This is a genomic window from Bradyrhizobium uaiense (assembly GCF_010811875.1).
In the GTDB taxonomy this organism is placed as follows: Bacteria; Pseudomonadota; Alphaproteobacteria; order Rhizobiales; family Xanthobacteraceae; genus Bradyrhizobium; species Bradyrhizobium uaiense.
Genome location: NZ_VKHP01000714.1, coordinates 1 through 255 on the forward strand (window position 1 = coordinate 1; position 255 = coordinate 255).

General features: G+C 63.9%; 1 pseudogene. It reads right to left on the reverse strand.

The annotated features are described in order from the left end of the window. Positions 1-255 (reverse strand): annotated as a pseudogene (locus FNJ47_RS55680) (acetyl/propionyl-CoA carboxylase subunit alpha); the annotation flags it as partial.

Genomic DNA, 255 nt, shown 5'->3' on the forward strand with positions numbered 1-255 from the left:
CTTGGGGAATTCCTCGGCGATGAAGCCGGTCGAGAGCCGGCCCTCGCGCCAGCGTGGATGGTTCATCAACGCCGACAGGAACGGAATGTTGTGCCTGATGCCGTCGACATAGAAAGCGTCGAGCGCAGTCGCCTGCGCCTCGATCGCCGCGGCGCGCGACGGCGCGTGGGTGACGAGCTTGGCCATCATCGGATCGTAATAGATCGAGATCTCGCCGCCCTCCTGCACGCCGGTGTCGTTACGAACAGTGATGCC